The following is a 26149-nucleotide window of genomic DNA, read 5'->3' as shown; positions in this document are numbered from 1 at the left end:
CTCCACACCTCCACACCGAACACCGGTGCCGGACAACGGCATCATCCAGGAACCCAGCCACAAACCGACTCAGCCGCCACCGGTACGCAACCGCCGGAGGGTTCCGCGACATCAGATCACCTCCAGCAGATCCAGCCGAATCCGGAGCAACTCCGCAGCCGTCCCAGCACGACCCGAATCACTGCACGCTCCCGGACACCATCGCCACCCTCATACTCCACACCGAAAAACCCCTAACTGGTGCCGGACAACGGCAATCATCCAGCAACCCAGCCACAAACCGACTCAGCCGCCAGCGGTACGCAACCACCGGAGGATTCCGCGACATCAGATCAAATCCAGCGGATCCACCTGAATCCGGATCGGCTCGGCAGCCTTCCGCGCATCCCGGCGAGCAGCCGCCTCGTGCACCGCCACGGCCAGCGCACGCCCCTCCGGACGCGCGACCCGGATCAACGCACGCTCCCGGACAGCGTTGCCGTCCTCGTCCTCCTCGCCGAGCGGAACCGGTCCGAGAACCTCACCGGTGCCGGGCAACGACAGGTCATCCAGCACCGCACCCACCGCGGACGGACTGCCCTCCACACTCGCCATCCGCATCGCCGGGGGGAAGCCCAGTTCGCGGCGCTGCTCCAGCTCCTGCCCGGCGTGCCAGGCCGGATCCCAGCGCACCAGCGCCTGCACCACCGGCAGGCCCGCCTCGGCGCCGACCACGACCCGGCCGCCGGAGAGGGCGGGGCGGACCAGCGCGGCCGCAGCCATCCACCGGCGCAGTGTCTCCTCCGCCGCGCGCAGATCCTGCCTGCCCAGCAGCGCCCAGCCGTCGAGCAGCAACGCGGCCCCGTACCCCCCTTCGGCGACCGGCTCCGCGCCCGGAGTGCAGACCACCAGCGCCGGACGGCCGGGCACGGTCGCCAGCACCTCGGCGGCCCCGGAGGTCCGTACCGGTACGCCGGGGAACGCGCGGCCCATCTCCTCCGCAGTCCGCTTCGCCCCGACGACCACGGCCCGCAGCCGGACCGAACCACAAGCCGGGCAACGGAACGCCGTCTCCGGCACGCCGCACCACCGGCACGCGGGCGGCCGCGGCGCCCCGTCCGCCGAACCGCCCGGCAACCCGAGCGGGCCGGCGCACCGGCGGCAGTGCGCGGGTGTCCGACACTGTCCGCAGGCCAACCCGGGTACGTACCCTCGCCGCGGCACCTGCACCAGCGTCGGCAGCCCAGCGGCGAACGCCTGTCTGGCCGCCTCGAAGGCGACCGCAGGCAGCCGGGCGACCCGCGCAGCCTCGTCCCGGGCGACGTCGAAGTCTTCCCCCACCGGCGTGACCCGCGGCGCCGCGGCCCGCAGCGCGGTGCGGCCGGCCGGCACCGCCTGCGCCCAGCCCGACTCGACGAGCAGCTGCGCCTCGGCGGTCCGCGCGAATCCCCCGACCAGCAAAGCGGATCCGGTGGCGTGCGCCCGATCCATCAGCACGTCTCGCACATGCGGGTACGGCGCGTGCGGGTCAAGGTGCAGATCGTCGCCGTCGTCCCAGACCACGAACAGACCGGGATCGGCGACCGGGGCGAACATCGCCGCGCGCGTACCGACCACCACGCGCACCGCGCCCCGCAGCACGGCGAGCCAGCGCCGGTACCGCTCGGCTGGCCCCAGCCCGGCGATCAACGCGACGACTCCGTTGTCCCCCAACAGATTCGCGCACGCTTCGTGGACGCGTGCAAGGTCGCGGTGGTCCGGTACGACCAGTACCGCGCCCCGGCCCTGCGCCGCCGCGGCGGCCGCGGCTTCGGCGAGCCGACGAGGCCAGTCCTCACCCGGCAAGGCCTGCCACACGGCGTTGGCCGGGCCGCCCTTGGTTACGGCGTCCAGGAACGCCCCGCCGCGCTCGTACCGCGCCCAGCCCGTCCCGTCTGGCGGCGAGGGCACCGGCGCGGCCTCTGCGGGCGGTTCGGCCTCAGCCTTCGCGTGCCGGGGCGGCAATGCCAGGCGCAGCACGTCCGACAGCGTGCCGCCGTACCGGTCGGCCACCGAACGGCACAACGCATGCAGCGAAGGCGGCAGCACCGCCTCGCTCGAAGTGACTCGCTCCAGGTACGCCAGCTTCCGCTCGTACTCGGTGGTGTCGGTGCGTTCGAGCAGGTAGCCGTCCACAAGCTGACCGGCGAACCGCACCCGCACCCGGCAGCCGGGCACCGCGGTCTCGTGCAGCTTCTCCGGCACCTGGTAGTCGAACGGCCGATCCAGATGCGCGAGCGGCAGATCGACGACGACCCGCGCGACCGGCAGCTCCGGCGCGGGCTGCAGCTGGCCTCTCCGGGACCGGGCAGGCTTCTTCTTCGCCGGTCGGGCCTTCGGCTCCGGCACGGCGCGCGAAGGCTCCGGCAGGTCCCACAGCGGGGCGGATTCGGAGCTGCTCACCCGGAGATCTTTACCAGACCACCCCGACACCCTCGCTGCCGAACGCTGTGAAGGGGCCCTTCACGGACTCTGAGTCCGTGAAGGGCCCCTTCACAGCCAAGCAAAAGCGGAGGGATCAGGCGCCGGCGAGGGAGCGCAGCGCCTCGGCGCGAGCGATGCTCTCCCACGGGAGGTCCAGATCCGGGCGGCCGAAGTGGCCGTACGCCGCGGTCGGCGCGTAGATCGGGCGCAGCAGGTCCAGGTCACGGATGATCGCGGCCGGGCGCAGGTCGAAGACCTCGCTGATGGCGGACTGGATCTTGCTCGGGTCCACCGTCTCGGTGCCGAAGGTCTCCACGAACAGGCCCACCGGGGCGGCCTTGCCGATCGCGTACGCGATCTGCACCTCGACCCGCCCGGCCAGGCCCGCGGCGACCACGTTCTTCGCCACCCAGCGCATCGCGTACGCCGCGGAGCGGTCCACCTTGGACGGGTCCTTGCCCGAGAACGCGCCCCCGCCGTGCCGGGCCATACCGCCGTAGGTGTCCACGATGATCTTCCGCCCGGTCAGCCCGGCGTCGCCCATCGGGCCGCCGATCACGAACCGGCCGGTCGGGTTCACCAGCAGCCGCGAGTCCGTGGTGTCCAGCTCCAGGCCCGCCAGCTCCGGCTCCACCACGTGCTGCCGGACGTCCACGCCGAGCATCTGCTCGAGGTCGATCCCGTCCGCGTGCTGGGTGGAGACCACCACGGTGTCCAGCCGCACCGGCTGCTCCCCGGCGTACTCGATGGTCACCTGGGTCTTGCCGTCCGGGCGCAGGTAGGGCAGCACGCCGTCCTTGCGGACCGCGCTCAGCCGCCGCGACAGCCGGTGCGCCAGCGCGATCGGCAGCGGCATCAGCTCCGGGGTGTCCGAGCAGGCGTAGCCGAACATCAGGCCCTGGTCGCCCGCGCCCTGCCGGTTGATCTCGTCCTCGTCGCTCTCCACCCGGGACTCGTAGGCGGTGTCGACGCCCTGGGCGATGTCCGGGGACTGCGCGCCGATCGCCACGTTCACACCACACGAATTGCCGTCGAAGCCCTTCGCCGACGAGTCGTAGCCGATACGCAGGATCACGTCCCGCACGATGGTCGGGATGTCCGCGTACGCCTCGGTGGTCACCTCACCGGCCACATGCACCTGGCCGGTGGTGATCAGGGTCTCGACGGCGACCCGGCTGCGCGGATCCTTCGTGAGCAGCCCGTCCAGGATCGAGTCGCTGATCGCGTCACAGATCTTGTCGGGGTGACCCTCGGTGACCGATTCCGACGTGAACAGTCTTTTCGTGGACCCAGTCACGACTTCGCCACTCCCTCGGTTCGACTCGGTACCGAAGAGCGCTCTCCGGTCCCCCCGTTTGCCTGACCCACCTTACCGAGCGGAACTCGTCCGCCGGTCAACGCGAGCGCAAAACCACCACCGCGTCCCACAATGTGGCCGCCAGCCGGGCCTTCGTCCCGAGCGGGATGGGCGCTTCGGTGCCGTCGGCGGCCAGCAGCCAGCCCGAATTGTCCTCGGTGCCGAACGCCTTGCCGTCGCCGACCGCGTTGACCACCAGCAGGTCGGCGCCCTTCCGGCGCAGCTTCGCCCGCGCGTGGTCGAGCACGCTGCCGTGCTCGTCGCCGGTCTCCGCGGCGAAGCCGACCACCGTCTGCCCGGCCCGGCGCTCGCGCACCAGCTCGGCCAGGATGTCCGGGTTGCGGTCCAGCGTGACGACCGGATCCGGGGCGTCGTCGGACTTCTTGATCTTGTGGCCGGCTCGGGAGGCGGGCCGGAAATCCGCGACCGCGGCGGCCATCACCACCACGTCGGCCTCGGCGGCCGCGGCGCGGACCGCGGCCCGCAGCTCCAGCGCGGTGGACACCCGCTGCAAAGTCACGCCCGCGGGCGGCGGCAGCGCGTCGGTGTGCCCGGCGACCAGCGTGACCGCTGCCCCCCGCTGCGCGGCGACCCGGGCGAGCGCGTAGCCCTGTTTGCCGGACGAGCGATTGCCCAGGTAACGGACCGGGTCCAGCGGCTCCCGGGTGCCGCCGGCGGAGATCACCACGCGCAGGCCCGTGAGGTCCCGCGGCAGCGCCCGCGGCGCTTCGAGCAGCAACCGGGCCAGGTCGACGATCTCGGCCGGGTCGGCCAGCCGGCCCTTGCCGGTGTCCACCCCGGTCAGCCGGCCCGCGGCCGGTTCGGTGACGACGCTCCCGCGCGAGCGCAGCAGCGCGACGTTGTCCCGGGTGGCCGGGTGCTCCCACATCTCGGTGTGCATGGCCGGGAAGAACGCGACCGGGCAGCGGGCGGTGAGCAGGGTGGTGGTGAGCAGGTCGTCGGCCAGCCCATGCGCGGCTTTGGCCAGCAGGTCCGCGGTCGCCGGGACGACGAGCACCAAGTCGGCCTCCTGGCCGACGCGGACATGCTGCACCTGAGGCACGTCGGTGAATACCCCGGTGTGCACCGGATGCCCGGACAGCGCCTCGAAAGTCGCCGCGCCGACGAAGTTCAGCGCGGCGGCGGTGGGCACCACGCGGACGTCGTGCCCGGATTCGGTGAGGCCCCGCAGGACCTCGCACGCCTTGTAGGCGGCGATCCCGCCGCCGACGCCCAAGACGATCCTGGGCCGGGCGTCACTCACCCTCGGTGTGCTCCAGCAGCCCGCCGTGAATCTCGCGCAGCGCGATCGACAGCGGCTTCTCCCGGGGACCGGGCTCCACCAGCGGGCCGACGTACTCCAGCAGGCCCTCGCCGAGCTGCGCGTAGTAGTCGTTGATCTGCCGGGCCCGCTTGGCCGAGTAGATCACCAGCGCGTACTTCGAGGAGACCTTCTCGAGCAGGTCGTCGATCGGCGGGTTGGTGATGCCTTCGAGCTCTTCCAGCGTCGCCTGTTGCACAGCCACTCGTGCTACTCCGTATCGTCCGGGATGGCGGTGGCGGAGAGTTCGCCACCGGTCATCAAGTCTAGCAACCGCTGCGCGGCCGTCCCCACGTCGGCGTTCACCAGCCGCACGTCGAACTCGCCGGCGGCGGCCAGTTCGCGCTCCGCCTCGGCCAGCCGGCGGCGCACCGCGGCCTCGTCCTCGGTGCCGCGCCCGGTGAGCCGGCCGACCAGTTCGTCCCAGGACGGCGGCATCAGCATCACCAGCCGTGCCTCCGGCATCGCCGCGCGCACCTGCCGCGCGCCCTGCAGTTCGATCTCCAGCACCGCCGGGCGGCCTTCGGCGAGTGCCCGCTCCACCGGCTCGCGCGGGGTGCCGTACCGGTTGCCGGCGAACTCGGCCCATTCCAGCAGCCGGCCCTGCGCGACCATCCGGTCGAACTCCGCGCCGTCCACGAAGTGGTAGTGACTGCCCTCCACCTCGCCCGGCCGCGGGGACCGGGTGGTGACCGAGACGCTGAAGTAGATGTCCGGATCGAGCAGCCGCAGCCGCCCCACCACACTCGACTTCCCGACCCCGGAAGGCCCCGAGACGACGGTGAGCCGGGGGCGGGAGAGTTCTCTCGCCCCCGGCTCACCGTCGTGGCCGGTCCCCCGGGTCACCGGGTGGTCCCGACCGGCGCCGCTCACTCGCCGCTGAACTCGGCCAGCAGTGCCTTGCGCTGCCGGTCGCCGAGCCCGCGGAGCCTGCGGCTGGGGGCGATCTCCAGTCGTTCCATGGTCTGCTGGGCGCGGACCTTGCCGACGCCGGGGAGCGCCTCGAGCAGGGCCGACACCTTCATCTTGCCGAGAACCTCGTTCTCCTCGGCCTGCTTCAGCACGTCGACCAGAGTGGTACCGCCCCGCTTCAGCCGCTCCTTCAGCTCAGCACGGATGCGGCGGGCGGCGGCGGCCTTCTCCAGCGCCGCAGCACGCTGTTCCTCTGTCAGCTGGGGAAGTGCCACGTTTTCCTCCGGTAGTTCTCACATCTGGGTGGGTGACGCGACGGTACCCACCCCTGAGCAGGGGCCACAATGCGGGGGTGGCCGCTACAACGGGATTTCGGGGCCTGCTAAAGGCCGTTTTCCCGCATTCCCGCCAGCTGGTCGGCAACGCGTTGCGCCGCACGGCGTAACGCGTCCGCGTCCGGTCCGTGGCGCAGCAACTCGCGGGACGAAGCGGGCAGCAGTCCGGGCAGGTCAGGGCCGAACACCGCGTGCAGATCGGCCACTGTCGCGCCCTGCGCGCCGAACCCGGGTGCCAGCACCGGGCCGTTGAGCCGCGCCAGATCCACTTCTCCGGGCGCCACGGTCGCCCCTACGACCACGCCGACGTCGCCGTAAGGCTCCACCCCTGCGTTGTGCTCCGCGGCCGCGTCCACGACGCTCTGAGCCACCGTACGGCCGTCCGGCAGCCGCGCGCTCTGCAACGCATGCGCTTCGGGATTCGACGTCCGTGCAAGCACGAACAGCCCATTGCCCGCTTCACGTGCTGCTGCTACGGCCGAGTCGAGCGACCCGAAACCCAAATACGGCGAAACTGTGGCCGCATCGGCCGTAAATGCTGCCTTTTCGGCCACGTACGCGGCGGTGTACGCGGCCATAGTGGAGCCGATGTCGCCACGTTTCACGTCGAGCAGCACCAGCGCGCCCGCGTCGTGCACGGTGTCGATGACGCGCTCCAGCACCGCCACGCCCGCCGGGCCGAACGCTTCGAAGAACGCCGACTGCGGCTTCACGATCGAAACGACCGCGCCCAGCGCCTCCGCGGCGCCGAGGGCGAACCGTTCCAGCCCACTGGCGTCCAGCGGAAGGCCCCACGACTCGATCAGGCCCGGATGCGGGTCGATTCCGGCGCACAGCGGGCCACGGGCGGCGACCGCAGCCGCCAGCCGTGCCCCGAACCGTACGGTCACGACGTCGCCTTCAGAGCGGCCTGCAGGTCTTGCAGGCTGCGTACGCCGATGTCTCCGCGAATCAGCGCCTCGATGCCGTGTACGGCCGCCGCAGCGCCCTGCACCGTGGTGATGCACGGGATGTCCCGCGACACCGCGGCGGTGCGGATCTCGTAGCCGTCCACGCGCGGACCGCTGTTCCCGTAGGGCGTGTTGATGACCATGTCCACGCCACCTTCGAGGATCACGTCCACGATGTTCGGCTCGGCCTCGGTCGATCCTTCGTAGTGCTTGCGCACGCTGGAGCAGGGAACCCCGTTGCGCCGCAACACTTCCGCGGTGCCGGTCGTGGCGAGGATCTCGAACCCGAGATCGGCCAGCCGCTTCACCGGGAACACCATCGACCGCTTGTCACGGTTGGCCACCGACACGAACACCCGGCCCGAGGTCGGCAGGGAGCCGTACGCGCCGTGCTGCGACTTCGCGAACGCCTGCCCGAAGGACACGTCCACGCCCATCACCTCGCCGGTGGACTTCATTTCCGGGCCCAGCAACGAATCCACGCCGTGTCCCTCCGGCGTGCGGAAGCGGTGGAACGGCAGCACGGCTTCCTTGACCGCAACCGGCGAATCGGCCGGCATCCGCCCGCCGTCGCCTTCTGCGGGCAGCACGCCCGAAGCGCGCAGATCCTTGATCGAGGAGCCGGTCATAACCAGCGCCGCGGCCTTCGCCAGCGGCACCGCGGTGGCCTTCGAGACGAAGGGCACCGTGCGCGACGCACGCGGGTTGGCCTCCAGCACGTACAGCACGTCGTCCTTCAGCGCGTACTGCACGTTCAGCAGCCCGCGTACGCCGACGCCGCGCGCGATGGCCTCTGTGGAGCGACGTACGGCTTCAAGATCCTGCGCGCCCAGCGTGATCGGCGGCAGTGCGCACGACGAGTCGCCGGAGTGGATGCCGGCCTCCTCGATGTGCTCCATCACGCCGCCCAGGTACAGGTCGTCGCCGTCGAAGAGCGCGTCGACGTCGATTTCGATCGCGTCGTCGAGGAAGCGGTCCACAAGCACCGGGTGCTCGGGCGTGACCTCGGTGGCGCGGTGGATGTAGCCGGCCAGCGTCTCCTCGTCGTAGACGATCTCCATGCCACGCCCGCCGAGCACGTACGACGGCCGTACGAGCACCGGGTAGCCGATCTCGTCCGCGATCCGCTTCGCACCTTCAAACGACGTCGCGGTGCCGTACTTCGGCGCGGGCAGCCCGGCGTTTCGCAGCACTTCGCCGAACGCGCCGCGGTCCTCGGCCAGGTTGATCGCCTCCGGCGGCGTACCCACCACCGGCACCCCGGCGTCGGCGAGCCGCTCCGCGAGCCCGAGCGGCGTCTGCCCGCCCAGCTGCACGATGACGCCCGCGACGGTGCCCGACTGCTGCTCCGCATGCACCACTTCGAGTACGTCCTCGAAGGACAGCGGCTCGAAATACAGCCGGTCGGAGGTGTCGTAGTCGGTGGACACCGTCTCCGGGTTGCAGTTGACCATCACGGCTTCAAATCCGGCCTCCCGCAACGCGATCGCCGCGTGTACGCAGGAGTAGTCGAACTCGATGCCCTGCCCGATCCGGTTCGGGCCGGAGCCGAGGATGAGCACCTTCGGCTTGTCACCCTGCGCCGCGACCTCCGAAGTGGCCGCGGGATCGGTCTCGTAAGCCGAGTAGTGGTACGGCGTCTTCGCGGCGAACTCCGCGGCGCAGGTGTCCACGGTCTTGAACACCGGCCGTACGCCGAGCCGGTGCCGAAGCGTGCGTACGCCGTCTTCGCCGGCCAGCTCCGGACGCAGCGCCGCGATCTGCCGGTCGGACAGGCCGGTGCGCTTCGCGCGGCGCAGCAGGTCGCCGTCCAGCACCGGCGCTTCGCGGACCTCCGCGCCGACCTCGCCGATCAGCGCGATCTGGTCGATGAACCACGGGTCGATCTCGGACGCCTCGTGCACCTGCTCGACCGTGGCGCCGAGCCGCAGCGCACGCTCCACTTCGTACAGCCGCCCCTCGTGCGGCACCCGCAGGTCGTCCAAAGTGGACTCCAGGGTGACGCCTCCGGGATCGGGCTGCGTCCAGAACCCGGTGGCCTTGGTCTCGATCGAGCGCATCGCCTTGCCGAGCGCCTCGGGGAAGCTGCGGCCGAAGGACATCGCCTCGCCGACCGACTTCATCGTGGTGGTCAGCGTCGGGTCCGCGCCGGGGAATTTCTCGAAGGCGAACCGCGGCACCTTCACCACGACGTAGTCCAAAGCAGGCTCGAACGCCGCCGGGGTCTCGCCGGTGATGTCGTTGCGGATCTCGTCGAGGGTGTAGCCGATCGCCAGCTTCGCGGCGATCTTGGCGATCGGGAACCCGGTCGCCTTCGAGGCCAGCGCACTGCTGCGCGACACCCGCGGGTTCATCTCGATGACGACCATCCGGCCGTCGTCCGGGTTGAACGCGAACTGGATGTTGCAGCCGCCGGTGTCCACGCCGACCTCGCGCAGCACCGCGATGCCGACGTCGCGCATCTGCTGGTACTCGCGGTCGGTCAGGGTCATCGTCGGCGCCACCGTGACGCTGTCGCCGGTGTGCACGCCCATCGCGTCCACGTTCTCGATCGAGCACACGACCACGACGTTGTCGTGCTTGTCGCGCATCAGCTCAAGCTCGTATTCCTTCCAGCCGAGCACGCTCTCCTCGATGAGTACCTCGGTCACCGGCGACTCGGCCAGGCCCGTGGAGGCCAGCCGCTCCAGGTCCGCGGCCGTGTGCGCCATCCCCGAACCGAGCCCGCCCATGGTGAACGAAGGCCGGATCACCACCGGCAGCCCCAGCTCGGCGACCGTCTCGCGGACCTCCGCCATGTCGTGGCACACCCGGCTGCGCGGCACCTCGCCACCGATCGTGCGCACGATGTCCTTGAACTTCTGCCGGTCCTCACCCCGCTGGATGGCGTCGATGTCCGCGCCGATCAGCTCCACGCCGTAGCGCTCCAGCACGCCCCGCTCATGCAGAGCCACCGCGCAGTTCAACGCGGTCTGCCCGCCGAGCGTGGCCAAGAGACAATCGACCGGCCGCCCCGCGTCCTTTTCTGCCGCGATCACCTTCTCCACGAAGTCGGGCGTGACCGGCTCGATGTAGGTGGCGTCGGCGAACTCGGGGTCGGTCATGATGGTGGCCGGGTTGGAGTTCACCAGGCTCACCCGCAGCCCTTCGCCGCGCAGCACCCGGCAGGCCTGCGTCCCCGAGTAGTCGAACTCGGCGGCCTGCCCGATCACGATCGGCCCGGAGCCGATCACCAGCACGTGCCGGATATCCGTCCGTTTGGGCATCAGTTTCCTTCTTTCACCAGGCGCCGCAGACCATCACGGAAGGCCTGGAAGCTTGCGGAGCGGTTGTTCTCTACGTCCATGTGCGGGGCGATGTCGGATGCCAGGAGCAGCTTCTGCAATCCGGACCGGTGATAACCACGCGCGGCGAGCACCTGTCCCAGCCTCTCCCAGGTCCCACCGGCGATCCGGTCGGGATCCCGGAACGGCTGCTGCTTGTGCAACGAGGCCGGAACCCGCGGATAAGCGGCACGCAGTGCGGGAACGTCACCGAAGAACCACGACTCCAGTTCTTCGATGACGATCCTGATCAGGACGTCCGGGTCAGCGGAAGCCGAAACGGCGGTGAGCCCTTTGTCCTTGGCCATCGTCAGGAGCCGGTCCTTGAGTTCACGGCAATTCTCCTCGTCTCGATCGACGAGGACGGCGACCTTCACCTTCTCCCACCGAACTCGGGCCGCATACCCCGCGAACCGCTGAGGAAGCTCCTTGAGCATCGTCGTCTTGCCCTGGAAGCCGATGACCTGGAAGGCGACGCCGGGCACGATCTTCGGGACGAGGTGCGCCAATGCCGCTTTCGCGGACGGCTCTTCCACCAGTACGTCGAGGGTCAGCGGACCGAGGTTCATATCGGTCGCCCAGATCTAGTCAAGGGATCCCCGACCCCGAAGTAGCCCTCCATCCACAGGCTGCCCAACGACCCGCCGGCATCGACCATCGCCATCAGCCGGCGGTTCTCGGACGCACGCGAGCACTGGGTGAAGCCGTCCTCATCGCGGTAAAGCGCCCACATCTCTTCCGGACGGAGAGCATCCGCGAAGTACGGGGAGTGCGTCGTCACCAGTATCTGGCTCTCCGCCGAAGCGGCGCGAACCTCCTCGGCCAGCGGGTAGAGCAGCCTCGGATGCAGCTGGTTCTCCGGTTCCTCGATGCCGACGATCGGTGCCGGGGCGGGATCGAAGAGCACCGTCAGGTAGGCCAGCAACTTCAACGTTCCATCGGAGATGAACTTGGCCAGCATCGGCGTGTCGAACGGCCGGTCCTTGAGCCGCAGAAGCAGTCTGCCGTCCGGCATCTGCTCCGAATCGACTCGTTCCAGACCCGGTATCCGCTGGCTCAGGACGTCGAAGATGCCCTGCAACCGCTCGGGATGGCGATCGGCCAGGTACTGGATGACGTTGGCCAGGTTGTCACCGGTGACCGACAGCTTCTCCTGGGGACCCGCCATCGGCTGCTGCCGGACCTGGTCGATGTTCAGATAGGACAGGTACCAGCCGGTGATGAACCGCCGCAGGGCAGCGACCTGCGGATACCTGCTCAGCTGCCCGAGGCTGCTGACGGCCAGGAGATCGGCGCTGTCCAGCCGCTCCGGGCTCTTGGCGCCCGCCTGCTCGTCGTAGACCGCACCTTCGCCGCGCGAGAACTTCAAGATCTCGGTCGGCCGCCCCTGGCCCGGGTTCGTAGTCCACCGCAAGAGTTCGCGCTCCACCACCGGCGAGCCCGATTCCTCATCGATCGCCAGCTGGTAGGTGATGAGCCGATTCGTACTGGGATCGTGGTACTTCAGCTCGAACTCCACCGGGCCTTCGGCACCCCGGCTCCGGATCTCGGCGATCCGATTCCGCCCGTCCCAGGCCCGGCGCAGGTTGGTGGTGAAGGCCTCGTGGAGGAAGGCGAAGACGTCGAAGACCGTCGACTTGCCGCTGCCGTTCGGTCCGAAAAGGACTGTCAACGGAGTCAGCGTCTCGAAGGTCACGTCGCGGAGCACCCGGTAATTGCGGATGTGCAGGCGCTCGATCGCCGGTTTCGACCCGCCCGACGCGGTCATCAGGCCTTCTTCTCCATGAGCTTCACGAACTCGTCAAACAACGGCGCCGCATCGTGCGGACCAGCCGCGGCCTCAGGGTGGTACTGCACCGAGAACGCCGGCACGTCAAACGCACGCACACCTTCCACCGTGTCGTCGTTCGGGCAGTAGTGGCTGATCTGCGCGGCGCCGTACGGCGAATCGAAGCGCTGCCCCGGCTCGCCTTCGAGGGCGAAGCCGTGGTTCTGCGCGGTGATCGCCACGCGGCCGGTGGCCACGTCGATCACCGGAATGTTGATGCCGCGGTGGCCGTAGCGCATCTTGTACGTGGTCAGGCCCAGGGCGCGGCCGAGGATCTGGTTGCCGAAGCAGATGCCGAACAGCGGGATTCGTTGTTCCAGCACGGTTTTCGTCAGCGCGGTGGCGTGTTCGGTGGTGGCCGGGTCGCCGGGGCCGTTGGACAGGAACACGCCGTCCGGGGCCAGGGCGAGCAGTTCCTCCGCGGTGGTGCGGCTGGGCAGCACGTGCACCTCGATGCCGCGCTGGGTCATCAGCCGCGGGGTGTTCGCCTTGATGCCGAGGTCGAGCGCGGCCACCCGGAACCGTCGTCCGCCGCGGGCTTCGACCACGTATGGCTGGTCGGTGGAGACCTCGCCGGCCAGGTCGGCGCCCTTCATCTGCGGGCCGGCCAGCACCTGCTCGACCATCTTCGCGTCGGTGTCCAGCGCCTCGCCGGAGAACACCCCGGCCCGCATCGCCCCGCGCTCACGCAGGTGGCGGGTCAGCGTGCGAGTGTCCACTTCGGAGATCCCGACCACGCCCTGGCGGACCAGCTCGTCGTCCAGGCCGCGGGTGGCGCGCCAGTTCGACGGCGTGCGCGCGGGATCGCGGACCACGTACCCCGAGACCCAGATCCGGGCCGATTCGTCGTCCTCGTCGTTCCAGCCGGTGTTGCCGATCTGCGGCGCGGTCTGCACCACGATCTGCCGGTGGTAGGACGGATCGGTGAGGGTCTCCTGATAGCCGGTCATCCCGGTGCAGAACACCGCCTCGCCGAGCGTCCGCCCGCGGGCGCCGTAGGCCGCGCCACGGAAGATCAGGCCGTCTTCCAGAACCAGCGCGGCCGGGCCGCGGGTGCCGTTCGCGGTGCTCACTGGGCACCTCCTTTGATGTCGTGGGGGGAAAGCTTGTCAATCCATTGTGGATAGTCTTCGAGGTCGTCGCCGCGGAACCCGGTGTCCAGCTCCAGCTCGCCGAGCCGCCAGGTGAGCACGAGCAGCGCGTCGGTGCCCATCACCTTGCCCGCGATGCGGGAATCGCGGCGCGCGCCGGTGATCGCCGCGCGCGGGATCCAGAAGTCGGGTGCGCCGCCGCGTTCCACGGCGACGCCTTCGGGGTGCAGCCGCCACACCGCGCCAGTGCGCAGCCCGGCGCCGCGGGTCACCACGCGGTCCTGCCAGCTGCCCGCGATGGTGGTGCTGAGGTAGAGCCCCGTGGACTCCAGCACGACCTCGCCCGGCTCCGCGGGAACCTCCGGGAACGGCGGCACCCAGGCGCTCTGCGACCGGGACTTGCGCCGCCAGCCCAGCCACATGCCGTACAGGCAGAGCAGGAAGAAAACCACGATCGCCAGCACGAGCCAGAAGCGCTCCATCAGCGGATCTTCCCTTCCCGCGCAGTGATCCGCCCGCGCAGCAGGGTCGCTGTCACCACGCCGGGCAGCCGCATTCCCTCGTACGGGGTGTTGGCCGCGATGCTGGCCAGCTCGGCGCCGCGCACGGTCCACTCCGCCGCCGGGTCGACCAGCGTCAGGTTAGCGGGTTCCCCGGTGGCGAGCGGGCGGCCGTGCTCGGGCAGATTGCCGATCTCGGCGGGGCGTTCGCTCATCACCCGGGCCACGCCGCGCCAGTCGAGCAGGCCGGGCTTCACCATGGTCTCCACGACCACCGACAGCGCGGTCTGCAGGCCGAGCATGCCGGGCCGCGCCGCGTTCCACTCGGTGTCCTTGTCCTGCGGGGCATGCGGCGCGTGATCGGTGGCGACGCAGTCGACGACGCCCTCGGCCAGCGCCGCGCGAAGCCGTTCCGCGTCGCTGCCGGTGCGCAGTGGCGGGTTGACTTTGTTGACCGGGTCGTAGGTTTCGAGACGATCGTCGGTGAGCAACAGGTGGTGCGGAGTCACTTCGGCGGACACCTTGGTACCGCGTTCCTTCGCCCAGCGAAGCACGTCGACCGTACCCGCAGTGGAGACGTGGCAGACATGCAGCCGCGCGTTCGCGTGCAGCGCGAGCAGGCAGTCGCGCGCGACGATCGACTCTTCCGCCGACGCGGGCCAACCCGGGTAGCCGAGACGGGACGCCTGTTCGCCTTCGTGCGCCTGCGCGCCGACAGTGAGCCGCGGCTCCTCGGCGTGCTGTGCGATCACCGCGTCGAGCGCCGTGGAGTACTCCAGCGCGCGCCGCATCAGCAGCGGGTCGGCGACACACACGCCGTCGTCCGAGAACACCCGTACGCCCGCGACGCTCTTCGCCATCGTGCCCAGCTCGGCGAGCTTCTCGCCCTTGAGCCCGACAGTGACCGCGCCGACCGGGTGTACGTCGACCAGCCCGGCTTCCTGCCCGCGCCGCCACACGTGATCGGTCACCAGCGCGTTGTCCGCCACCGGGTCGGTGTTGGCCATGGCGAACACCGCGGTGTAGCCGCCCAGCGCGGCCGCGGCGGAACCACTTTCGACGGTCTCGGTGTCTTCCCGCCCCGGCTCGCGCAAGTGCGTGTGCAGGTCGACGAACCCCGGCAGCAGCACCTGTCCCGCGGCCTCGATCACCTCCGCGCCTTCGGGCACGGTGACCGAGCCGATCTCGGCGATCACCCCGTCCCGCACGAGAACGTCGACCGGCTCCCCCTCGCCGTACGGACGGGCGCCCTTGATCACCAAGGCGGTCGATACCGCCTCCGCGGGAGGACGTACGTCGGCGGTCATGCAGCGGCTCCTTCACTGGCCAAGAGGTGGTACAGGACCGCCATGCGCACGTGTACGCCGTTGCGGACCTGTTCAGTCACAGCCGAAGCGGGAGAATCGGCGACCGCGTGCGCGATCTCCATCCCGCGCAGCATCGGACCGGGGTGCAGCACCACGGCGTGCTCCGGGAGCAGCGCTTGACGCCGCTCGGAGAGGCCGTAGGAGATCGAGTATTCGCGCGCCGACGGGAAAAAACTCTGTCCTGGGCCCCCGCCAGTCATCCGCTCAGCCTGTACGCGAAGCATCATCACCGCGTCGACCGCGGGCAGCTCGGCGTCGAGGTCGTGCGACACCGTGACGGGCAGCTTGTCGACGCCGACCGGAAGCAGCGTCGGCGGGGCGACGAGCACGACTTCGGCGCCGAGCGTGGTCAGCAGGTGGATGTTGGACCGCGCCACGCGGCTGTGCAGCACGTCGCCGACGATCGCGATCCGGCGGTCCTGCAGGCTGCCGAGACGCTCTCGAAGCGTGGCGGCGTCGAGCAAAGCCTGCGTCGGGTGCTCGTGCGTGCCGTCGCCCGCGTTGACCACCGAAGTACCGGCCTCGGCGAGCCAGCCGGACAACCGGTGCGCGGCGCCGGATGCCGGGTGCCGGACGATCATGCAGTCGGCTCCTGCGGCCGCGAGGGTGAGCGCGGTGTCCCGCAACGACTCGCCCTTGTTCACCGAGGAGCTGGACGCGGACACGTTGATCACGTCCGCGCTCATCCACTTCCCGGCGATCTCGAAGGACACCCGGGTGCGCGTGGAATTCTCGTAGAACAACGTGATCACGGTGCGGCCGCGCAGCGTCGGCAGCTTCTTCACCTCGCGCCCGAGCAGCGTGTGCTTCAGCTCGTCGGCGGTGTCGAGCACGGCCGTGGCGGTGGCCGCGTCCAGCCCGTCGGTGGCGAGCAGATGCTTCACCGGGTTTCTCCTTCCGGCGCGCGAAGCAGCACCGCGTCCCGGCCGTCCGTTTCGGACAGCAGCACGGAGACGCCTTCGGCTCGCGCGGTGGGCACGTTCTTCCCGACGTAGTCGGCACGGATCGGCAGCTCGCGGTGCCCGCGGTCGACCAGCACGGCCAGCTGCACCGCACGCGGGCGGCCGTGGTCGCGCAACGCGTCGAGGGCGGCGCCGATCGTGCGGCCGGAGAACAGGACGTCGTCGACGAGGATCACCACCCGGTCGTCGATGCCGGCCGCGGGCAGCTGCGTCTGCTCAAGGGCGCGCGGCGGGCGGCGGCGCAGATCGTCGCGGTACAGGGTGATGTCGAGGGCGCCGTGCGGCGGCTCGGCACCGGCGAACTCGCCGATGCGGGCGGCCAGGCGGGCGGCCAGCGGGGTGCCGCGGGTGGGAATACCGAGCAGCACCGGGTGCTTCTCGGGCGGACCGGCCCCGAGGGCGGTCTTCTCGATGACCTGGTGGGCCATCCGGGCTATCGTGCGCGCGACATCACCGGCCGAGAGCAGCTCCCGCTGCCCCGCCGGCTCCGCCGCGCCACGCGGACGTGACGACAAGGCGGACCTCCTTCCCCGCCTCTCCGGACGGGTCCTTAAAGGACGTCGGCTTCCGGCCGGCGCCGGAAACCGCACCGACAGTAGCAGGGCCGGTCAATCATCCTTCCGAGTGGTCCGAACAGGCCCGTCACCTGCGCGGACGGACGTTCCGCTTGACCTGGTGACAACTATGCGTAACCATTACTCTGAGTATTCGACTCGAGGAGTCCCCGTCCCGGTCGTTCCGGCCGGTGTGGGGTGAGGAAACGGAGAACCACCAGATGGGCGATTACGCCAAGGCGCTCGGGGCCAAGCTCCGCGGGATCCGCCAGCAGCAGGGACTGTCCCTGCACGGGGTCGAGCAGAAGTCCGGCGGCCGCTGGAAGGCCGTCGTCGTCGGCTCGTACGAGCGCGGGGATCGCGCCGTCACCGTGCAGAAGCTGGCCGAACTGGCCGACTTCTACGGGGTCCCGGTGGTCGAACTGCTGCCGGAGGGCCGGGTGCCCTCGGGTGCCGAACCCGCCACGAAGATCGTGATCAACCTCGAACGGCTGCAACAGCTGCCCGCGGAGAAGGTCGGCCCGCTCGCCCGGTACGCGGCCACCATCCAGAGCCAGCGCGGGGACTACAACGGCAAGGTGCTCTCCATCCGCACCGAGGACCTGCGCTCCCTGGCGATCATCTACGACATGACCCCGGGCGAGCTCACCGAGCAGCTCATCGACTGGGGCGTCCTGCCGCCGGAGGCCCGGCCGTCCAAAGAGGACTGATCCGCCGCAGGCGGATCGCGCGCGACGTGGTGGGCGTCCCCGGCAGGGGGAAGCCGGGAACGCCCACCACGCGCCGGACCGCCTCGGGATCAGTGCCCAGCGGGGCACGGCGACCCTGTCGGCAACGCACGGGGTGGTAGCCCGGCTGTTCACCGGGCCTGCTCGCGCACCGCAGCCAAGCCACATGGGGGCTCGTCCCGCCCACCCGTGCGAACGGATCCGCTCGCACGCTCGCGAGGCCCGTCGAGACGGGTGAAAGGTGCCGGTCATCCGGCTCCACACCGTGATCAACACCCGATGAACGTCCCTTTTGCCGGGTTACCACTGCACACGGTGATCAACTCGCCCACCAGGCGCTCCACCATGATCATCAGCGTTCGGAATCGATTTTCACCCGATCAGGTGAGGGTCGGGCGATTTTGCTCACCGCCGGGTACGACGGCACCCCCCGGACGCGGCGAAGGCCGCGTCCCCGGAAACCAGGAGAACGCGGCCTTCCGAACCGGTCGGCAGGCGAGCGGGTACGCGCGGGGCGCTCCCGAACTCGCCCTCAGCGGCCAGGAGAACGAACGATCATCACCGGAAGGCTGTGAAGGGGCCCTTCACGGACTCAGAGTCTGTGAAGGGCCCCTTCACAGCGCCGCACTGTGTCGTACCCGGCGGGCACAATCACCGCAGCGCGCAAGGCAGGACCGTGCCGCGACTCAGCACCTCGCGCGAACCGTCCATCAGCTCCGCTCGGCGCGCCAGCGGAGGGTTCTCCTCACACCGTCGCATCTCACCAGCAGCCCGGTCCTCAACACCAGCACCCGGACACGCCACCCGGCGCCGAGGCGCTACAGCACCGCCCGCAGCCGGTCGGCGATGGTGCCGATCCGGCCCAGCACGCCGTTGACGAACCGGGGTGAGTCGTCCGTGGAGAGTTCCTTCGCCAGGCCGACGGCCTCGTCGATGGCGACCGGGTCCGGGACGTCGGCGGACCAGAGCATCTCGTACACTCCGGCCCGCAGCACCGCCAGGTCGACCGGGGGCATCCGCTCCAGGGTCCAGCCCTGGGAGTGTTGCGCGAGCAGCTCGTCGATGCGCTCGCGGTGGGTGGTCACGCCCTCGACGACCGTGATCGTGTAGTCCGCGACCGGGTCCGCCTCCACCGCGCCGACGCGGTCGGCCAGCAGCGTGACCGCGTCGGTGTCGCGCTGGGCGGCCTCGTACAGCATCTCGACCGCGCGCCGGCGGGCCTGGCGGCGGCTGATCGGGCCGCCCCGGTTCGGGTGCGGCGGGAGCTTCCCCTCGGCCATCAGGCCGAGACGCGGCCGAGATACCGGCCGTCGCGCGTGTCGACCTTGATCTTCTCGCCGGTCGAGAGGAACAGCGGCACCTGGATCTCCGCGCCGGTCTCCAGAGTGGCCGGCTTGGTGCCGCCGGTGGAGCGGTCGCCCTGCAGGCCGGGGTCGGTGTGCTGGATGAGGATCTCGACCGAGGTCGGCAGCTCCACGTAGAGCGGCTCGTTCTCGTGCACCGCGACCTGGACCTCGGTGTTCTCCAGCATGTAGTTCGCGTTGTCGCCGACGACCTCGGCGTTCACCGTGATCTGGTCGTAGGTGTCGCCGTCCATGAACACGAAGTCCGCGCCGTCCTTGTACAGGAACGTCATGTTCCGGCGGTCCACGGTGGCCGTGTCGACCTTCGTGCCGGCGTTGAAGGTCTTGTCGACGACCTTCCCGGTCAGCACGTGCTTGAGCGTGGTGCGCACGAACGCACCGCCCTTACCCGGCTTGACGTGCTGGAACGCGGTGACGGTCCAGAGCTGGCCGTCCAGGTTGAGGACGAGCCCGTTCTTCAGGTCGTTGGTGGTGGCCACGAGCTTTCGGTCTCCTGCTGTGTCGGTCTCTTCGTCCGCGGCCCGTCTCAGACGGCCACGAGGTCCTTGGTGCTCAGGGTAAGGAGTTCGGGCCTCCGGGCCCGCACGACGAGCGTGTCCTCGATGCGCACGCCACCGCGCCCCGCGAGGTAGACGCCGGGCTCGACGGTGACCGCCATACCGGCGGACAGTGTACCGACGCCCGTGGCAGCGAGGCTGGGCGCCTCGTGCACCTCGAGTCCGACGCCATGCCCGAGGCCGTGCAGGAAGCGCTCCCCGTGGCCCGCTTCGGCGATCACCGAACGGGCCGCGGCGTCCACTTCGGACACCACGACGCCGGGCATGACCGCCGCGGTGCCCGCCGCCTGTGCGCGGTGCACGAGGTCGTACAGCTCGCGCTGCCAGCCGGCGGGTTCGCCGAGCACGACGGTGCGGGTCATGTCCGAGTGGTACCCGTCCACGGTCGCGCCGAAGTCGATCTTCACGAAGTCCCCTGCCCGCAGCCGCGCGCCGGTCGGCTGGTGGTGCGGGATGGCCGAGTTCGGCCCGGCCGCCACGATGGTGCCGAACGAAGGACCGCTCGAACCGTGCTCCAGCATCCGGTTCTCCAGGTCGCGGGTCACCTCCAGCTCGGTGCGCCCGGCCCGCACTCCCCCGGCGGCCAGCAGGTCCGCCAGCGCGCGGTCGGCCACGGCGCACGCCGCGCGCAGGGCCTCGATCTCGGCTTCGTCCTTGACCAAGCGCAGCTGCTCGACAAGACCCGGCGTACGGATCAGCTGTACGTCCGCGAAACGCACGGCGAGCGCTTCGTGCTCTTCGACGCTGACGTGCTGGCTCTCGAACCCTGTACGGCTGTACGTCGCGCGTTCACCCGCGGCGTACGAAGCGAGCGCGCGAGCGCTGGCACGGTCGAGTACGCGCACAAGGTCGGGCACTTCCGCGTCGGACTGCGTGATGTAGCGCCCGTCGGTGCAGAACACCGTCTTCGCTTCGCCTCCGGCGTGCAGCAGCAAGGCGGCGTTCGACCCGGTGAACCCGGTCAGATAGCGGATGTTGAGCAGGTCGGTGATGAGCAGCGCGTCGACCCCATTGTCGTCGAGCAGGGTACGCAGCGCGCCGCGGCGGTGAGCGTGAATTTCCGGCACCCGGCCAGCTTAACCAGCGGGTTCCCCACAGCCCGGCCGGTGCCACGCGGAAGGAGGCCACGCCGTGCTCACCCGGCGCCGCCTAGACTCCGTCCATGCTGGGTGCCTGGTTGACGCGCGGGCTGGTGATGGCCGTGGTGCACGCCGTCGCGATGACGCTGCTCGCCAAGTGGTCCGTGTTCCACCCGACCGACCAGACCGTGCCCACTTCCCTGACGCTGGCTGTGCTGGTCGGCGTCGCGGCGTTGCGGAGCGCGGTCGACGGCTGGCTCGGCAAGCCGGACCGTGGCCGGGCGTGGTTCATCGCGGGCCTGGTCGCAGGCGTGGTCTCGGGAATTCTGTACGTCGTCGGGCGCGCGGTCTTCGTCGACGAGACCGGCGTGTCCGAACTCAAGTCCGCGCTGACCGGCGGGGCCGCGTTCACCGCACTGCTGGTGCTGCTCCCGGCCGGGGTGGGTTTGTTCGTGGGCAGCAGGATTCGCCGCCCTGATCGAACCGCGGACGAGGACAGGGCGCGGGTGCCCGCAGACGAGGAGACCGGTGGCGAACTGCCGCCGCGCGCCGCAACGGACGAGCAGCGGCGCCCGCGTCCGTCCCCGGTCAGCCGCCCAGCGGCAGCCCGCGGGCGGAGGCGTCCCACTGTCGCGGGTCGGTCTCCAGCACCCCGGAACCGTTGAGCGGCACGATGGAAGTGTCCGGCAGGCCATAGAGCACGCCGTCGAGCACGATCCCGTAGCCGCGCCCGTACGCGTGCACCACTGTGGCCCCGGAGTGCAGCCGCGTCTTCACCGGCAGCTTCGCGAGCTGTGGCACCGGCCGGTCGAGGAGTTCCCCGGCAAGCACCCCGGCCACGGAGCGCCGGTCGACCCGGATCCGCTCGCCCCGCCGGAACAGGTCGATCATGCGGTCCGGGGAGGGCATCGCCACGCCGTCGAAGGTCGTGGTCAGTCGGGACGGCGACGAGCAGCCACCGGCGCCGCGCACGTCGAGACCGAAGTGCATCAACCCGGTCGGGGCGCCCGCGTCGCCGATCCGGGTGGCCCGCACGACGTCCAGCGGTACCGTGCCACACGGGTCGGCGGGCGAGGTGGGCGCGTGCCCGTCCGGACGGCGGATCAGGCCCGGTCCCTCCTGCCAGGCGCCCGGCAGCACCACTGGGGCGTAGGGCTGCACGGTGAAATCGCGGTCCCAGAAGGTGATCGTGGTGCCCTCGGCGGTCTCGTGCGCGACGGCGAACGCGTCCAGCGCGCCGACCCAGGCCAGATCGGCGCTGAACGCGTCCACCACCGACCGCTCGCGCGGTGCGGCGGTGCCCGAGACGGAGGCGAATCCCTTGACCCCCAAGGCTTCCACCCCGCTGCGGAAGGCCGCGTCGTGCGCCCGCAGGACGAACTGGCCCGCACCGTTCCAGCCCGCGGCGCGGCCGGTCGTGTCGGTGAACATCAGGTAGTACCAGCCGTCGAGGAACACCGCGGCGGGCTGGCCCGCGCCGTAGACGTTGGCGCGGTGCACGTCGTGGGACGGGCCGAGGATCGGCTGGCCGCCGTTCGCCCGGGTCCAGTGCACCCCGTCGGTACTGGTGGCCATGCCGACCGCGTTGCCGAGCGCGTGATCGCCGGCGGCTCCGGTGTAGTACATGAAGTAGGTGCCGCCGACACGCAGGACGGACGGGTCGCAGGTGTGCACCCCGTCGAAGTGGCCGGGCGAACCGGACAGGACCGCGGGCGGTGCGCCGCCGCCAGGACCGGTGAACGGGCCGTTGGCGGAGGAGGCCTCGCCGTAGAGGATGTCGTCGCCGGGTGGCGGGGCGCTTCCGTACTGGCTACACCACCAGATCCGCGTCCGGCCGTTTTCGGTCATCACCGTGGGGCCGTAGTTGTACACCGCGTCGGCCGCGCCGGCGGCCACCACTCCGCCGCTCTGCCGGGGCGAAGCCGTCGCGAGGGGGACGTTCGCGGTGCGTTGCTCGGCCGGGGTATTCGTTCCGTCACCGGCGATATTGCCGTGTGCGGTACCGTCGGCCTGCAGCTCCGCAGCACTCTGGCTGCAGCCCACGACCACCGCCCCGGCCAGTAGCAGCGCAGAGAGAAGACGCACGGGTCGCCGGCCCCCACGACGCATCAGGTGCACGATCGCAGAGTGTAGCGAGCGACCCACCACTCGGGTGACATCAACCTGGTCATGAGGTGTCTGTCGCGACCAGTTCGACCTCGAACCCGTCCTCGTTCTCCAGGTAGGCCGCGTAGTGCTCCGGCCCGCCGGCCCGCGGGTAGCGGTCGGCGAACAACGGCCGCCAGCCGGACCCGCCGCGCGCGAGCCGGTCCACGTCCGCGCGGCAGCCCGTGTGCAGGGCGAGATGGTTCAGCCCCGGCCGGGTGCGTTCGTGATCCGGTCCGGTGGCCGCCGGGGACTGTTCGACCACCAGGTAGGTGTCACCGAGCCGCCAGCTGACTCCTGCGGACCAGCGCTGGAACTCCCGCCAGCCGAGCCCGCCGAGCAGCCAGCCCCAGCTCCGCTCGGCGCGCGACAGCTCCGGTACCCACAGCTCGACGTGATGCAGCCGCCCGCGCCGGGACGGCAGCGCGACCAGCACCCGGTGCGTCGCGCCGAAGGCCTCCCGGACGCCGACGTCGAGGAACCCGGTGTGCGCCACGACCGCGAGACTGGCCGCGTTGTCCTCGTGCACGAGCGCGAACACGGCGGGCAACCCGAGAACACCGTACGCGTGATCGAGTATCGCGGTGACCGCTTCGGTGGCGAATCCGTGGCCCGCGTGCTTCATTGCGACGGAATAGCCGATCTCGGCGACGTGACCGGGCAGCGTGCTCGACCGGCGCAGGCTCGCCACGCCGATCAGCGCACCGGCGTGCTCGACCGCCCAATGCCCGTACCCGGGCGGGAGAGCGGCGGCCACGCGGTCGGTCACGAGCGCGCGTGCCTGGCTCGGATCGGAGAAGTCGGCGGCGAAGTACCGGCTCATCGCGGGATCGGCGAACAGCGCGACCACCGCGTCACCATCGGCCGCGGCGAGGGGGCGCAGCCGGAGCCGGCCGGTCGCCAGCTCCGGTGCCGAAGTCACGACCCGTGTGCCGCGAGCCAGCGGAGCGCGAGCGCGTACCCGTCCGTGCCGAGCCCCGCGATGACCCCGGTGGCGAGGTCCGAAAGCACGCTGTGGTGCCGGAATTCCTCCCGCCGGTGCACATTGCTGATGTGCAGCTCGATGAACGGAGCGCTCAGCTGCGCAGCCGCATCACGCACGGCGATCGAGTAATGCGTCCAGGCCGCCGCGTTCAGCACCACGGGCGAGCCCGCGTCGGCCGCTTCGTGCAGCCAGCCGACCAGCTCCCCCTCGTGGTCGGTCTGCCGGACCTCGACCTCGATCCCCAGCTCGGCGGCGGTGGTCTCGCACAGCCGCACGAGATCAGCGTGGCTGCCCGAACCGTAGACACCCGGCTCGCGGCTGCCGAGCCGCCCGAGATTGGGCCCGTTGAACACGAAGACCTTCACGACATCACGCTCCCCTTGCCCGCGACCGCTGCCGTCGGGTACATCCTCGGAACCTTCTCTGCTGCTGCGTCTGCCACCGCACGTTCGCTTCGCTCGGACACGGCTGCCTCCACAGCGACGCACTCACGTCGCGAACCTCGGCCGTACGCGCACCCTGCGAATCGTTGGGCACGGCTCCATGCCGCCGAGCCCGTGGGCACCGCCGCCGGCCGCGCGTGGAGCCCGGCGAGACGGTCACAGCAGAACGCTTCCGCTGCCGGCGTTGTCGGCTTCGAGTACCGAGTAGGCGGCGGCCAGCAGGGCGGGGTCGGGGCCTTCGAGGCGGCCGGGTTTGGCGAGACCGTCCAGGACGACGAAGCGCAGGACCCCGGAGCGGGTCTTCTTGTCGGTCATCATGGTCTCCACGAGCTGCGGCAGGGCGCCAGGCTCGTAGGTGGTGGGCAGGCGGAGCAGGTTCAGCACCGAGGTGTGCCGGGCCGCGGTGGCGTCGTCGAGACGGCCGGCGAGGCGGGCCAGCTCGGCGGCGAACACCAGGCCGACGCTGACCGCCGCGCCGTGACGCCAGCGGTAGCGCTCCCGGCGTTCGATGGCGTGTCCGAGGGTGTGGCCGTAGTTGAGGATCTCGCGGAGATCGGACTCACGCAGGTCCGAGGCGACCACGTCGGCCTTCACCTGGATCGAGCGGCGGACCAGTTCGGCCAGCACCTCGCCGGCCGGGTCGACGGCCGCGGCCGGATCCGCCTCGATGAGTTCGAGGATCCGCGGGTCGGCGATGAATCCGGTCTTGACGACCTCCGCCATTCCGGCGACCAGCTCGTTGCGCGGGAGCGTCTCCAGCGTCGCGAGGTCGACCAGCACCGTACCCGGCTCGTGAAAGACGCCGACCAGGTTCTTGCCGGCGTCGGTGTTGATGCCGGTCTTCCCGCCGACCGCGGCGTCGACCATGCCCAGCAGTGTCGTCGGTACGTTCACCAGCCGCACCCCGCGCATCCAGGTGCCCGCGACGAACCCGGCGAGATCGGTGACCGCCCCGCCGCCCAGCCCGACGACCACACCGCGCCGGTCGAGCCCGATCCGGCCGAGCACCTCCCAGCAGAAGCTCGCCACGGAGAAGGCCTTGCCGTCCTCGGCGTCCGGGATCTCCACCCGGTGCGCGTCGAGCCCGGCGGCGGCGAGTTCGTCCCGCACGGCCTCCGCGGTCGCGGCCAGGGTGGGCGGGTGGATGAGGGCGATCTTGGAGGCGTCGGCGAGGTGCTCGGTGAGCTCGCCGAGCAGCCCCCGCCCCACCACCACGTCGTAGGGCTGCGCGGTGGCGACCCGGATCCGGACCGGCTGCGTCTCGGGCACGGTACTCCTCACTGCTGCTCGGACTCGCTGTTCGGCGAGTCGACGGGGAATCGGGCGGGTGGGCGTGGGCGGCCCGGGTGCCGGGTGGCTGCGCCGACGTGGCGCAGCCGAGTGGCTGCTGATCGGGCGGCTGGGCTTCGGGCGCCGGGTGGCTGCTCGGAGGCGTCGTTGCCGGGCGGCTGCTGATTCGGGTGGGTACGGGCTGTGCCTCGACGGCGGAGCTTCGGGTGCGGGTGGAGGTGGGCTGCAGATCGGTGGTGGCAGGTACCGGGTGGAGTCCGATGACGCTGATCGGGCGGTCCAGCTGCGTGTCCGGCGGCTGGCCATCGGATTTCGGGCAGACAGTGGACTATAGGTCGGTTGTCGGCAGGTACGGGTGGTGTCAGATGGCTGACCGGGCGGCTGTGTCTCGACAGCTGGGCTTCGGAGTGTGGGTGGGCGGCGGGCTGCAGGTCGATGTCGCAGGTACGGGTTGGTGTCGGGCAGTTGCTGCTAAGTCAGGAGCGGGGTTCAGGGCTGGTGGTCGGTCGGCGGCGTGGTGCTCGATGCGGGTGAGTGGGCTCGCTTGCCAGGTGGGCGGCATGTCCGGTGCGGACGTCGCATCCCCCGTCACCGGCGCTGGTCGTTCGGTCGATCT

24 protein-coding genes are annotated in these 26149 nt (G+C 70.6%); 2 read left to right on the top strand and 22 right to left on the bottom strand.

The window, feature by feature from the left end; genetic code table 11:
* Positions 1-327: 327 nt before the first annotated feature.
* From ATK36_RS00810 to pyrR, 15 genes are all read right to left on the bottom strand, one after another.
* Positions 328-2421 carry a primosomal protein N' gene (locus ATK36_RS00810; protein WP_098509383.1) on the bottom strand — a complete coding sequence of 698 codons (2094 nt, stop codon included), beginning with the start codon at positions 2419-2421 and terminating at the stop codon, positions 328-330.
* Positions 2422-2536: 115 nt separating this feature from the next.
* Positions 2537-3739 carry a methionine adenosyltransferase gene (gene metK, locus ATK36_RS00805; RefSeq protein WP_170069532.1) on the bottom strand — a complete coding sequence of 401 codons (1203 nt, stop codon included), beginning with the start codon at positions 3737-3739 and terminating at the stop codon, positions 2537-2539.
* Between the two features lie 97 nt (positions 3740-3836).
* A complete protein-coding gene (gene coaBC, locus ATK36_RS00800) occupies positions 3837-5063 on the bottom strand; it encodes a bifunctional phosphopantothenoylcysteine decarboxylase/phosphopantothenate--cysteine ligase CoaBC (protein ID WP_170069531.1) in 1227 nt (408 codons plus the stop codon).
* On the bottom strand, positions 5056-5325 hold the full coding sequence (gene rpoZ / locus ATK36_RS00795) for a DNA-directed RNA polymerase subunit omega (RefSeq protein WP_098509382.1): 270 nt from the start codon (positions 5323-5325) through the stop codon (positions 5056-5058). Before rpoZ ends, coaBC begins: the two co-directional genes overlap by 8 nt.
* A 5-nt stretch (positions 5326-5330) precedes the next feature.
* Positions 5331-5993 (bottom strand): guanylate kinase, encoded by a 663-nt coding sequence (gene gmk / locus ATK36_RS00790; protein ID WP_098509381.1) that lies wholly within the window; start codon positions 5991-5993, stop codon positions 5331-5333.
* Positions 5990-6307: an integration host factor, actinobacterial type gene (gene mihF / locus ATK36_RS00785; RefSeq protein WP_003096398.1), complete on the bottom strand. Its 318-nt coding sequence runs from the start codon at positions 6305-6307 to the stop codon at positions 5990-5992. The genes gmk and mihF overlap by 4 nt, the downstream gene beginning before the upstream one ends.
* Positions 6308-6414: 107 nt before the next feature.
* On the bottom strand, positions 6415-7257 hold the full coding sequence (pyrF, locus tag ATK36_RS00780) for an orotidine-5'-phosphate decarboxylase (protein WP_098509380.1): 843 nt from the start codon (positions 7255-7257) through the stop codon (positions 6415-6417).
* Positions 7254-10583 carry a carbamoyl-phosphate synthase large subunit gene (carB, locus tag ATK36_RS00775; protein ID WP_098509379.1) on the bottom strand — a complete coding sequence of 1110 codons (3330 nt, stop codon included), beginning with the start codon at positions 10581-10583 and terminating at the stop codon, positions 7254-7256. Before carB ends, pyrF begins: the two co-directional genes overlap by 4 nt.
* Positions 10583-11209, bottom strand: a complete 627-nt coding sequence (locus tag ATK36_RS00770; protein WP_098509378.1) for a DUF4276 family protein — start codon at positions 11207-11209, stop codon at positions 10583-10585. The genes carB and ATK36_RS00770 overlap by 1 nt, the downstream gene beginning before the upstream one ends.
* A complete protein-coding gene (locus ATK36_RS00765; protein ID WP_098509377.1) occupies positions 11206-12408 on the bottom strand; it encodes an AAA family ATPase in 1203 nt (400 codons plus the stop codon). The genes ATK36_RS00770 and ATK36_RS00765 overlap by 4 nt, the downstream gene beginning before the upstream one ends.
* Positions 12408-13541 (bottom strand): glutamine-hydrolyzing carbamoyl-phosphate synthase small subunit, encoded by a 1134-nt coding sequence (gene carA / locus ATK36_RS00760; RefSeq protein WP_098509376.1) that lies wholly within the window; start codon positions 13539-13541, stop codon positions 12408-12410. Before carA ends, ATK36_RS00765 begins: the two co-directional genes overlap by 1 nt.
* Positions 13538-14041: a PH-like domain-containing protein gene (locus tag ATK36_RS00755; protein ID WP_098509375.1), complete on the bottom strand. Its 504-nt coding sequence runs from the start codon at positions 14039-14041 to the stop codon at positions 13538-13540. The genes carA and ATK36_RS00755 overlap by 4 nt, the downstream gene beginning before the upstream one ends.
* A complete protein-coding gene (locus tag ATK36_RS00750; RefSeq protein ID WP_098509374.1) occupies positions 14041-15366 on the bottom strand; it encodes a dihydroorotase in 1326 nt (441 codons plus the stop codon). The genes ATK36_RS00755 and ATK36_RS00750 overlap by 1 nt, the downstream gene beginning before the upstream one ends.
* Complete coding sequence (locus ATK36_RS00745) at positions 15363-16310, bottom strand: aspartate carbamoyltransferase catalytic subunit (protein WP_098509373.1); 948 nt, start codon at positions 16308-16310, stop codon at positions 15363-15365. Before ATK36_RS00745 ends, ATK36_RS00750 begins: the two co-directional genes overlap by 4 nt.
* On the bottom strand, positions 16307-16903 hold the full coding sequence (gene pyrR, locus ATK36_RS00740) for a bifunctional pyr operon transcriptional regulator/uracil phosphoribosyltransferase PyrR (RefSeq protein ID WP_098509372.1): 597 nt from the start codon (positions 16901-16903) through the stop codon (positions 16307-16309). Before pyrR ends, ATK36_RS00745 begins: the two co-directional genes overlap by 4 nt.
* A 260-nt stretch (positions 16904-17163) precedes the next feature.
* Here pyrR and bldD point away from each other — a divergent pair, with 260 nt between their 5' ends.
* Complete coding sequence (bldD, locus tag ATK36_RS00735) at positions 17164-17652, top strand: transcriptional regulator BldD (RefSeq protein WP_003096372.1); 489 nt, start codon at positions 17164-17166, stop codon at positions 17650-17652.
* Positions 17653-18488: 836 nt separating this feature from the next.
* Here the strand turns inward: bldD and nusB are convergent.
* Genes nusB through ATK36_RS00720 form a run of 3 tightly spaced genes read right to left on the bottom strand, consistent with a single transcriptional unit; the run spans position 18489 to position 20658 of the window.
* Positions 18489-18950: a transcription antitermination factor NusB gene (nusB, locus tag ATK36_RS00730; protein WP_098509371.1), complete on the bottom strand. Its 462-nt coding sequence runs from the start codon at positions 18948-18950 to the stop codon at positions 18489-18491.
* Positions 18950-19513 (bottom strand): elongation factor P, encoded by a 564-nt coding sequence (efp, locus tag ATK36_RS00725; protein WP_098509370.1) that lies wholly within the window; start codon positions 19511-19513, stop codon positions 18950-18952. The genes nusB and efp overlap by 1 nt, the downstream gene beginning before the upstream one ends.
* Positions 19514-19560: 47 nt before the next feature.
* Positions 19561-20658 carry a M24 family metallopeptidase gene (locus ATK36_RS00720; RefSeq protein ID WP_098509369.1) on the bottom strand — a complete coding sequence of 366 codons (1098 nt, stop codon included), beginning with the start codon at positions 20656-20658 and terminating at the stop codon, positions 19561-19563.
* Between the two features lie 95 nt (positions 20659-20753).
* On the opposite strand from ATK36_RS00720, the gene ATK36_RS00715 reads away from it, so the two are divergent.
* Positions 20754-21335 carry a B-4DMT family transporter gene (locus ATK36_RS00715; RefSeq protein WP_098509368.1) on the top strand — a complete coding sequence of 194 codons (582 nt, stop codon included), beginning with the start codon at positions 20754-20756 and terminating at the stop codon, positions 21333-21335.
* Here ATK36_RS00715 and ATK36_RS00710 read toward each other — a convergent pair.
* The 4 genes from ATK36_RS00710 to aroB form a co-directional block, all read right to left on the bottom strand.
* Positions 21259-22779, bottom strand: a complete 1521-nt coding sequence (locus ATK36_RS00710; RefSeq protein WP_170069615.1) for a glycoside hydrolase family protein — start codon at positions 22777-22779, stop codon at positions 21259-21261. The two genes, ATK36_RS00715 and ATK36_RS00710, sit on opposite strands and share 77 nt — an antisense overlap.
* A gap of 58 nt (positions 22780-22837) precedes the next feature.
* Positions 22838-23737 carry a GNAT family N-acetyltransferase gene (locus ATK36_RS00705; protein ID WP_098509367.1) on the bottom strand — a complete coding sequence of 300 codons (900 nt, stop codon included), beginning with the start codon at positions 23735-23737 and terminating at the stop codon, positions 22838-22840.
* A complete protein-coding gene (gene aroQ, locus ATK36_RS00700; protein WP_098509366.1) occupies positions 23734-24165 on the bottom strand; it encodes a type II 3-dehydroquinate dehydratase in 432 nt (143 codons plus the stop codon). Before aroQ ends, ATK36_RS00705 begins: the two co-directional genes overlap by 4 nt.
* 234 nt (positions 24166-24399) lie before the next feature.
* Complete coding sequence (aroB, locus tag ATK36_RS00695) at positions 24400-25512, bottom strand: 3-dehydroquinate synthase (RefSeq protein WP_098509365.1); 1113 nt, start codon at positions 25510-25512, stop codon at positions 24400-24402.
* Positions 25513-26149: the final 637 nt, after the last annotated feature.

The organism is Amycolatopsis sulphurea (genome assembly GCF_002564045.1).
Lineage (GTDB): Bacteria > Actinomycetota > Actinomycetes > Mycobacteriales > Pseudonocardiaceae > Amycolatopsis > Amycolatopsis sulphurea.
Note: the sequence above shows the minus strand (reverse complement) of the source record. Positions and strands in the feature narration are given on the sequence as shown.

Excerpts from the sequence above, each read along its gene's own strand:
- carB (WP_098509379.1), bottom strand. The coding sequence starts at position 10,583 with ATGCCCAAACGGACGGATATCCGGCACGTGCTGGTGATCGGCTCCGGG.
- ATK36_RS00770 (WP_098509378.1), bottom strand. The coding sequence starts at position 11,209 with ATGAACCTCGGTCCGCTGACCCTCGACGTACTGGTGGAAGAGCCGTCC.
- ATK36_RS00765 (WP_098509377.1), bottom strand. The coding sequence starts at position 12,408 with ATGACCGCGTCGGGCGGGTCGAAACCGGCGATCGAGCGCCTGCACATC.
- ATK36_RS00755 (WP_098509375.1), bottom strand. The coding sequence starts at position 14,041 with ATGGAGCGCTTCTGGCTCGTGCTGGCGATCGTGGTTTTCTTCCTGCTC.
- ATK36_RS00750 (WP_098509374.1), bottom strand. The coding sequence starts at position 15,366 with ATGACCGCCGACGTACGTCCTCCCGCGGAGGCGGTATCGACCGCCTTG.
- bldD (WP_003096372.1), top strand. The coding sequence starts at position 17,164 with ATGGGCGATTACGCCAAGGCGCTCGGGGCCAAGCTCCGCGGGATCCGC.
- nusB (WP_098509371.1), bottom strand. The coding sequence starts at position 18,950 with ATGGCCGAGGGGAAGCTCCCGCCGCACCCGAACCGGGGCGGCCCGATC.
- ATK36_RS00715 (WP_098509368.1), top strand. The coding sequence starts at position 20,754 with ATGCTGGGTGCCTGGTTGACGCGCGGGCTGGTGATGGCCGTGGTGCAC.
- ATK36_RS00710 (WP_170069615.1), bottom strand. The coding sequence starts at position 22,779 with ATGCGTCGTGGGGGCCGGCGACCCGTGCGTCTTCTCTCTGCGCTGCTA.